Genomic DNA, 5,094 nt, shown 5'->3' with positions numbered 1-5,094 from the left:
GCACCGCCGATCGCGAGATCGGTCCCCCGCTCGGTGGCGCGCATGGCTCCTTCGGTGCTGACATCGGTGCCCTGCGCGGCGCGCACGCCCGAAGGATTGATCCCGCCATTGCCGCTCAGCGTGGAGGTCGTCACCATCTGCGCAAAGCTGCGCCGATAGCCGTCGGTGTTGGCGTTGGCGATGTTCTCGGAGATCCGGCCCACGGCCGTGGAGTTGGCCCGAAGACCGCTGACACCGGTCTGCATGGCGTAGGAAATGCTCACGTTCATACCCTTCTATATTTCAGCGGCCTGACTCTTCGGCGTTCCATCCGGAGCGCCGAGGTGAGTGGGTCAGGACCGCTGATCGAGGCTTTAATTCGTTGGTTTTATACGCTTAGCACGTTCATTGAAATAAGGCGGGAATGTGGCGCGAGCGATCACATTTCGTTAAGGAGATGTGCCGTACGGTATCGCTCAAGTGGCCGACGGCCCTTGCCTTTTCCGAGATCGGTCTGAGCCTACCGCAGCTTGCCCATGTTGGGTGGTTTGGTTTCAGGTTCCGTGCATGTCGGCCCCGACTTCATCCCGTCCCTGGTCCAGCCGTTGTGAGACCTTTCGGGCTGGATCGAGTTGAGCCGCGAAGGCGCTGGGGGGTGAAGTTTCCCGACGCCGAATGCGGCCGATGATCATTGTAATCGATCCCCCGTTCATGGACGCGTCAGCCATTGACAGGAACCATGAGGCGTTCAGACACCCCTGCAGGGGCCGGTATCCGTATCGCACCCGGCTCTCGGCCAGATCTCTCAGCCGTAGACGCAGTGCAACGGCCGGGTCACGGCGCGACTGGTATCTGCGGCAGGCCTGCCCGAAGCCCATGGCCTGGCACGCTCGGCGCTCCGACGGTTCGAAGACATCCTGATAGTGGTGCCGGACGACTTCGCGGCGTCGGACGGTGCCTCACCACATTTTTTCGAAGCGCGTCCGCTTGCCATCGCCCTCAAACCGATGGCGGACAAAGGGCCGCCATCGACTTGTCGAGCGACAGGTCCACAACCATCCGCTTCAGACAGCCATTCTCGTTATCGAGCATCTTCACCGGCGGATCTCCGATACGCCCATGTCAGCATACATTTTTTTTTCAACGATAGAAAGTGGCTTCCGCCACGCCCATCTTGCGGCAGATCACGCCCACCATGGTTCCCCTCGCCTGTCTCAGCGCGGAGGCGCTCTTTTCATCTGAAATTCGTTTCCTGAGCATCTGGGCACTCCTACTCCGTCGGAAGTATCAGGACACGGGGGATGGGGTGTTACTCCTGGGGGCCCCGATGAAGCAGCGGACGGCGAGGCGGGCTCGTTCGGTGACGAAGAAGCCTAATACCCAATGTTCTGCCCGACTGCAGTTGCCATGCGGCGCCATTGCCCCGAAGGGCTGCCCATGCCGGATGAGGCCCGAGCCCGGTCGCAACCAATGCAAGTTCCACGGCGGACGAAACACAGGGCCAAGAACACCCGCGGGCCGCGCGAGGATAGCCGAGGCTCAACGGCACCATTGAATGGCCTATCGGGACGAAGAAAACTTCCGTTCCTCAGAGGAACGGCGGTAGCGATAGAGACTCCGGAAGAGGCAGGCTCAGCATCACGGCTGCCGGAGCTCGACCTTTTCCAGGCCGAAATGTGGCAAAACATGGCCCTATCCATGTCTATTCTTAGCAGGCCACCCTATACAAATTCGTGACGTTACGAAACGAGCAGGATCAAGCAAGAATACGCAGCGCTATCCTTGAAGCTCGAGTTTTACCATATTTTAATAAATTTATGCCGGGCCTTCTGGTTCGCGATCCATCGGGGGCACCTCCCTCGTAACGAAAGTCGCACGTCCACACGCACAAGCGGCCGACTGTGCATGACGCGCAGGGAGAGAACGATGCTGCAAGACCCGCCAAGACCCGACATTCGGCCACCGACGGCCTGACCGGCCCGACCGACCCGCTTTCTTTCAAGACTTCCCGTCCCGCCTCGACGACGCCGCTCGGCGCCGCTGGAGAGATATTGCCATGAAGACACTGCACTTTTCCACCTCCCGACCTGCTTTGGCCATCGCGGCCTCGGCGCTCGCGATCGGGGCCATGCTCGGCGCAACTCCGGCCCGCGCAGCCGGGCTCCTGCAACTCAATTCCGCAACCGCTCCGGAGATCCAGGGCACCGGCCAAAACAAGCAGGCGATCTGGCGCAATGTCGGCACGGTCAGCGGGGTGGCGGTAGACCTCGTGGCGACATTGGTGTCCTCAAGCCTCGACCATACCTTCGAAACCAGGGCAGGCGCGCCCGCTGTCGTTTCGGTCGGCCAGGATCCGCACGAGGTCCGCTGGGAGATCTACGAAGCCAACACCTATGATTTCGGCGGCAGCGGGCGCCGGATCATTGCCGATATTCATGTTCAGATCAACGACATCGACGGCCCCAGCAACGAACAGGTCTTCCTGCCGGTCTGCGACGGCACCGTCGACTATCTGCGCATCGATTCCAGCGCGACCACCGGCCGCCTCTTCGACAACACCAGTGGCGTCTTCACGCTCTCAGGCGACAAGGGCTACAGCAACGAGCCGGAATCGGGCCTCGAGATCAACTACGCCGACGCCCATACCTTCACTTTCGGCCGCACCGCGAACAACAACTTCCTCGTACGCCTCGCCAATCCGACCTATCTGGAAAGCGACACGCTCGATCTTCAGTGCGGCGACTTCAAGTCGATCCAGCTCGACCCCGATGAGCGGATCCTCGACCAGCCCGCCTCGGCGCCGGTCGAGTTCGACATCCTGCTCAATGACAGCGTCGCTGAGCTGAATACCTCCGGCAAGCCGTCCGAATACGCACTGCAAGCCGTGGATCTGCGCAGCCCGGTCCAGATGGACCCCACCAGCAAGGCCACGGTAAGCGCGATCCGCCTCGATGCCGAAGCGAAGGACGTCGAAGGGTTCACCGTTTCGAGCCAGGGCCAGATCGAAGGCGACTGGCTCTATGACCGCGCGACCGGCAAGCTGAGTTTCACCCCCGCGGCGGGCTTCACCCGGCAACCGAGCCCTGTCGGCTATCGGATCCGTCGGGCCGCGACCACGGGTGACAGTCATTCCGCCGCGACCAGCGTAACCATCCTCTCGCCCGTGCTCGGCGCGCGCCTCTCCGCCGCCTTCGAGGACTCCAATGGCGACGGCGCCGCCCAACCTGGCGAGGAAATGCCTGTCAGCCTGACCGTGGCCAATCTCGCCGACCTGCCGGTCGAGAACGTCACCGTGGCGGTCGAAAGCTTCGACGGCGTCGGCACCGCGCCGCGGTTGACGCTCGACCAACCCGCTGCCGCCACGACGTTGCAGCCGGGCGACAGCTTGACCTTCATCGGCCGCTATGCCGTGCAGGACGCCGATGCGGGCCGGACGCTGTCGCTCCAGTACCGCGTCAGTGGCACCCGCAACGGCCAGACGATCCACGACCTCTCGGATTCCGACGTGGCGGATGCTGGAACGGGCGGCGGCAGCATCCTCGGGCCGCATCCGCAGGGCGACGACCCGCATGCGGTCGCCATCCCCGCCCTGCCCCCGATCGAGGCGGTGAACGACGCCGTCACCGGGGTGCCGGGACGGTCCGGCGCCACGGCACTGATCGACCTGCGGGCGAACGACACGCTGACGCCGACCATCGACGCCAGCGCCGCGAACACCTTCCTGAGCCGCACCGACGCGGCCAACGGGCCACTCACGCTCAATGCCGATGGCACCGTCGACCTCGCCGCCGCGACCAGGGCCGGAGACTACACGTTCGACTACGAGCTGTGCGAGACGGCGAACACGACCAACTGCGACACCGCGCGCCTGACCGTGAGCGTCGCCGCCGCGCCGCTTGCCGCGACGACCGACCGGCTCGGCCCGCATGTCGGGCGTCGCAGCGGCGCCATCGACGGCGCGCCCTCGGTGCTGGCCAACGACACGATCGCTGGCGATCCGGCGGCGACGCCGGAGGTCACCATCACGGCGGGCAGCGTCGACGGGATCGGCCTTTCCGCCGAGGGCATCGTCAGCCTCGACACGCCGAAGCCGGCCGGGATCTATCGCCGCTCCTACGAGATCTGCGAGGCGCTGAATTCCACCGATCCGAAAAACTGCGCCACCGGTCAAATCGAAATCGAGGTCACGGAGGCCCCGATCACCGCGATCGCTGACGATCTCGGCGGCGTGCCCGGTCGAGCCGGTGCCGCGCAGGCCGGACAGGCGCTTGCCAACGACCTGCTCGACGCCGAAGCGGTCGATGCCGCCGACGTGACGCTGCGGCTCGTCCGCGCCGACCCCGAGGGGCGGCTGACGCTCGACGCGGCGGGCAATCTCGCCCTCGCGTCCGCCACCCCTGCCGGCACCTATTCGCTCGACTATGAGATCTGCGAGGGTCTCAACCCCGGCAACTGCACCGAAGCCACGGCCAGCATCGAAGCGCTCGCCGCCGTTCTGGCTCCTGCCAAAGACTCCTTCTCGGCGGTGAACCGCCCCGCCGGGCATGACGACATGGGCAATCTCTTCGACAATGACCTGATCGACGGCGCCACCATTTCGCCGGCGGATGTCGATCTGACGCTCAACCTGCCTGCAGACAGCCCGATATCCGTCGCGCCCGATGGCATGGTCTCCGTCGCCTCCGAAACGGCGGACGGTCGCTACGCGGGCAGTTATCGGATCTGCGAGACGCTTAACCCCGGCAATTGCGCAGGGCCGGTCGATCTGGTGGTCGAACTTACCGCCCGGACGCTGCGAACCATCGAACTGGCCGAGGGCACCGGCGCAATTGACGCCTACGCCCCTGATCCCGCCACGAGCTGGACCCTGTGGGATGCCGACGCCGGGGCGTTTGAGGTAGATGCGAACGGCGCGCTCACCTTCGCCGCCACGCCGGACTTCGAGGCACCCCGCGATGCCAATGCGGACAATATCTACGAAGTGACGGTCACAGCAACCGATGCGAACGGCGCCGAGACCGACCAGGGTCTGCTCATCCAGATCACCGATCTCGACGAAATCGCCCCGGCGATCACCGGCCCCGCCACCGTCGAGCTGGCCGAGGACGAGACCGC

At 64.5% G+C, this 5,094-nt stretch carries 2 protein-coding genes and 1 pseudogene; 2 read left to right on the top strand and 1 reads right to left on the bottom strand.

All coding sequences use genetic code 11. The features are described 5' to 3' along the window. Positions 1–263: flagellar basal body protein (locus tag MBELCI_RS18385; protein ID WP_235047704.1), on the bottom strand; the 263-nt coding region annotated here is incomplete at its 3' end. A gap of 1,043 nt (positions 264–1,306) precedes the next feature. Here MBELCI_RS18385 and MBELCI_RS22410 point away from each other — a divergent pair. Continuing rightward, positions 1,307–1,534 (top strand): HGGxSTG domain-containing protein, encoded by a 228-nt coding sequence (locus tag MBELCI_RS22410; protein ID WP_305068699.1) that lies wholly within the window; start codon positions 1,307–1,309, stop codon positions 1,532–1,534. A gap of 501 nt (positions 1,535–2,035) precedes the next feature. After that, positions 2,036–5,094 (top strand): annotated as a pseudogene (locus tag MBELCI_RS18380) (hypothetical protein); the annotation flags it as partial.

Source organism: Limimaricola cinnabarinus LL-001 (assembly GCF_000466965.1).
Taxonomy (GTDB): Bacteria; Pseudomonadota; Alphaproteobacteria; order Rhodobacterales; family Rhodobacteraceae; genus Limimaricola; species Limimaricola cinnabarinus.
This window is presented reverse-complemented; position numbering and strand designations above follow the sequence as displayed.